The organism is Kingella denitrificans ATCC 33394 (assembly GCF_000190695.1).
In the GTDB taxonomy this organism is placed as follows: Bacteria; Pseudomonadota; Gammaproteobacteria; order Burkholderiales; family Neisseriaceae; genus Kingella_A; species Kingella_A denitrificans.
Window position 1 is genome coordinate 1015867 of the sequence record NZ_GL870929.1, and the last position, 4197, is coordinate 1020063.

Here is a 4197-nt window from a genome sequence, read left to right on the forward strand (position 1 = left end):
CGGGGGTGTTGGGCATGGTTCATTCCTTGAAGGGCGGTTTCAGGTAGCCTCAAACATAGGCCGCAGGCACGGCAACCAAATTCTCCGCCAACCAGATTTTTTGCGGGTACTGGTTGATGATCGTGCCGTGGGCGATGCCCAATTCGTTTGCCGGCAGCGTGTTGCGCAGCAGGTTGAAAGCGGCGGCCATTTTTTTATTGGGATTGGCGGTGGCTTTGATTTCAACGGGGTACAGCATCTGCTGGTGTTCGATCAATAGGTCGATTTCTTTTTGATTGGTGTCGCGGTAAAAATAAATCGGCGGTTCTTGGCCTTGGTTGTGGAAGGATTTGATGATTTCGCCCACGACAAAAGTTTCAAAAAACTGCCCGCTCTTGGCTCCGTTTTGAATGGTTTCCGGCGTCAGCCATTTGGTCAGGTAGGCCATCAGGCCGGTGTTCAGCATATAGACTTTCGGGGTTTTGATGGCGCGTTTAAGGTGGTTGTTGCCATAGGGTTGCAGCAGATAGACGATGCCCGATGTTTGCAGCACGGTGAGCCAACGCTTGACGGTATCCACCGATACGCCGATTTCCTGGGCCACGCTGCTGTAATTCAATAATTCCCCGCTGCGGGCGGCAATAGCAATCATGAACCGAGTGAAATCGCCGCTGCTGCCTACATTGACCAATTGGCGCACGTCGCGTTCGATATAGGTGGCGACATACGAGGCATAGTAAACCTGCCAGTCGGTTGCGGGTTGCTCGTATAAGCGCGGCATATCGCCGCGGTGGATAATCTGCCAGATATTTTCGTGTTCGGGCAAACTGAATACCGGTTTCCGGTCAGCCAAATAGCCTTCGTCCGGCACAAAGGCCGTCTGAAAATCATCGCCGCGCATTTCGCGCCACGACAATCCGTTTAATTTCAATACCGCAATGCGCCCGGCCAGGCTTTCGCTGACATTTTGCATCAACTCAAAAGCCTGAGAACCGGACAGCAGGTACAGGCCGTTCTGCTTGCGCCGGTCTATATCCATTTTCAGCAGGGGGAACAGCTCGGGGGCATATTGGACTTCGTCCACAATCAGCGGCGGCGTGTGGTTCAATAAAAACAGTTGCGGCTCGTTTTTGGCTTGGTCGAGCAGCAAGGGATCGTCTAAGGTAAGGTATCCGTATTCGGGCGCAATGTGCTGAAGCAGCGTAGATTTACCGACCTGCCGCGCACCGGTCAGCAATACGGCGGGAAATTGGGCGGACAGCTTTTGCAGGACGGATTGCAGGTGACGTGGGTAATACATAACAAAATCCAGTTTAACTTAAGACAGAATCTTAATTTAAACTGTATTTTTGCGCAATACATCTTATTTTGTGTGGTGATGATGTCGTAGGCTGCACCGCGAAACTGCCGCACACTCCTCGTTATACAGGCGGACATAGTTCTCAGGTGTGATGTCCCGCTCGTTTTGGCTGTTGGGCAGGTCATCGACAATAGAGACCGGGCTGCATAACACGGTAGATTCTCCGGCGGTAGAAAAGATGCGTGAAGAGTGAACAGCATTGAGCAATCAGCGAAAATAACAAGAAGTAGCTGCTGATGGTGACGCTTACCGATACGTAACCCGATTAAAAAAGAACCGCTCTTTCCAGTTAGGCAAGCTGACCGACAAAGGCTTGTCCGAACAACTGCTAAAACTAGAGTATGGCCTTTCGCAGCTACAGAGCGTTTTTGACGTGGTTCAGATGGCGCTAAGTGGATGAGCTTATGAAGTACGGCACACGGACCTCCCTACTTCAAGTACACTCAACAGAACAGCAACGGATACTGCGTTCGACCCGTAGTGATATCAATGCGGTCTTGGCGGCAGCGCATGGCATCAAACCTCCTTTCCATAACCTACTACGCACAACCAGAGATATTCAGTCCCGCCCTTCCCAAACACCATCGGGATCCCGGACCCCAGCTACAACCCTGACAACTATTGGTGGAATCAATATTAACCAAACCGCCAGCCAGTAAAACAAGCCGCCCTGATTGGGCGGCTTGTTTGTCATCGGGTGGAGAGATACATCTCGCGAATCTGCTCTTGGGTGGGTTTGGTTAAACCCCATTGGTCATTGGCACAGTGCAGAATGGATTTATTGCTTCGGCAAACATAACGTTCCATCCGCCAACTCGCATACATCTCCATGTCGGCGTACTCGACCATTTCTCTTTTCACCATTAGCCCACCTACCAACCCGAGGGCCATCTGGTCAAACCTGATGGCATAAAACCAGCTTCGCCCTCGCTCGGTTGAGACCGAGCTCAGAGTATGCCGACGGGCTTCATGCCGAATCCCGTCTCGGCAACCCGACGGCCATCGCGTTAAACCCGATGGAAGAAAACCAATCCAAAATTCCAAAATCACCGATGTATATATACTATATATGATATATATATTCTTATAATAGGTATTTATATTATATATATAAATATAAGTATGCGCTTTAAACAAAAAAAGCAATCTCTAGGACACATCATAACTCCACTTTTCCCAGACCTATAATTTCAAAAAATTTAGGAGGCAAAACAATAAAAGTTTTACCTCCCGAGAAAAATTTTTCCGAAATCTTCATATATTGCTCATATTTTTCAGCGCCTCTTCCTCCATTGCTAAATAATTCTTTGCAGACCAGTTCTTCATCTTTTTATTTGGGGCTGACGTAGATTAGCCCTAAAATGTAACTATTAATTTTCAGGGAGCCTCCAAGGCTACCTAAAAACATTTTCTGTACAGTTTGGTAGCGTGTAGGCGTATTGATCAACATGGTGGCCGCCGCCACTGCCAGCCCGGCCGAGGCCGATTACGGTAAAATCGCCACATGCTCACCAGCATATCCAAGCTGCCCGGCAGGTTCATGAAACGGCGGTGGAGGCAACAGGCGGATTCTTCCGTAACCAGCAGTTGGGTGTTCATACAAACGTAACCATCAACAGCCCCGGCGGCGCCCAGCGTTCAGTATTGGATCAGGTGTTGGCGGGTAATCCCGGCCAGAGCGTCCCCGTGCCGCCCGGCTATCAGGCAATCGACCTGCGCACCAATCAAATAGTTAGCGAATTCGTATTGGACGGCAGGGGCTTTGCCGGAATGGAGATGAAAACCGGCGATGCGGCGCTGGCACGCTCGCAGGAAGCCAATTACCGTGCGGCGATTGAAGGCAATGCCAACAGCTTTGGAGCGAAGGCGGCAGATGCGGGTTTGGATGGTGCGACACCGCGTAATATTTACTTGATACGCCCTAATCCATAAAGGATAACTAATTTATGCTAAATAAATCAGATGTAAAGAATTATTGTATTTACCTGGCTTCTCAGCACCCAGGTTGGGAATACAAATCAAACATTTTTAAAAATAAAACACTGAAGCATTCTGAGATTTGGATTGATCCGGGTTGGGTGTTGCATCTTTCGGCAGAACCCTATGTCCGCGTTTTCAATCAATCAGTAACTAAAATCTTTAAAGAGGGTTTTCAGGATTTCCAAACAAAATGGACAGCTCGTATGTTAATCCTTAGCCCCGATGCTCATAACCATTGCATGATTTATCAAAAATTAGTGCACACCCTGCCAGATGCCGAAGCCTATATCCGCGATTTTTTCGAACGCGGTTTGGATTTGGTCGAACGTTATTTCAGCAATTCGGACGAAAAGGAGTTTCTGGCCGGTTATCCGATTTATGGCGAATTTCCCAATCCGTCTACCGCAGAAGGATACGAAGGCTTGGGCAACTGTATTGCCCGCGCCATCCTGCTGGACTTTGATTATGTGGAACGGTTTATTAAAGATGATTTCCCCACCATCCGACCAATCTACGAGCCTTACCGCGAGCGCGTAGCCCAATGGCTACCCATCTGGAAAGAACGCGTCGCCGAAACCGGCAGCATCCTGCCGCCGAAGAAGAAGTAAAGTCGGCCGGATACTGCGGAGAATGTTTTTCAGGTAGCCTGTATCCAGTATGGGCTACCTGAAAATATATGGACATTCGGTGCCGCCCAACGTTGGGTATTGGATCAGGTGTTGGCGGTCAATCCCGGCCAGAATAAGCCTAGCGTGGGCAAAACATCCATGGGATGGCACTTGTTGCTCACGCGAGCAATTTTTCCCTTATTGCAACATTCTTTTCAGGTAGTCTCTATTTTCAGCATCAGGCTGCCTGAAATTCTTCCAAACAAGCAC

The 4197-nt window shown here is 49.1% G+C and carries 4 protein-coding genes; 2 read left to right on the plus strand and 2 right to left on the minus strand.

All coding sequences use genetic code 11. From position 1 onward, the window contains the following. Positions 1–49: 49 nt before the first annotated feature. The gene (locus HMPREF9098_RS05030) at positions 50–1279 is read right to left on the minus strand and encodes an ATP-binding protein (RefSeq protein WP_003778812.1); all 1230 of its coding nucleotides are present in this window, start codon (positions 1277–1279) and stop codon (positions 50–52) included. 750 nt (positions 1280–2029) lie between these two features. Then, positions 2030–2188 (minus strand): hypothetical protein, encoded by a 159-nt coding sequence (locus tag HMPREF9098_RS05035; protein WP_232617967.1) that lies wholly within the window; start codon positions 2186–2188, stop codon positions 2030–2032. Between the two features lie 702 nt (positions 2189–2890). On the opposite strand from HMPREF9098_RS05035, the gene HMPREF9098_RS05040 reads away from it, so the two are divergent. Together HMPREF9098_RS05040 and HMPREF9098_RS12220 are read left to right on the plus strand one after the other, a co-directional pair. Further along, a complete protein-coding gene (locus tag HMPREF9098_RS05040; RefSeq protein WP_003782605.1) occupies positions 2891–3271 on the plus strand; it encodes a hypothetical protein in 381 nt (126 codons plus the stop codon). Between the two features lie 251 nt (positions 3272–3522). Further along, positions 3523–3927 (plus strand): hypothetical protein, encoded by a 405-nt coding sequence (locus HMPREF9098_RS12220; protein WP_232617969.1) that lies wholly within the window; start codon positions 3523–3525, stop codon positions 3925–3927. Positions 3928–4197: the final 270 nt, after the last annotated feature.

Bases quoted from the DNA above. Each gene is read 5' to 3' on its own strand.
- HMPREF9098_RS05030 (WP_003778812.1), bottom strand. From the start codon at position 1,279: ATGTATTACCCACGTCACCTGCAATCCGTCCTGCAAAAGCTGTCCGCC.
- HMPREF9098_RS05035 (WP_232617967.1), bottom strand. From the start codon at position 2,188: ATGGTCGAGTACGCCGACATGGAGATGTATGCGAGTTGGCGGATGGAA.
- HMPREF9098_RS12220 (WP_232617969.1), top strand. From the start codon at position 3,523: ATGTTAATCCTTAGCCCCGATGCTCATAACCATTGCATGATTTATCAA.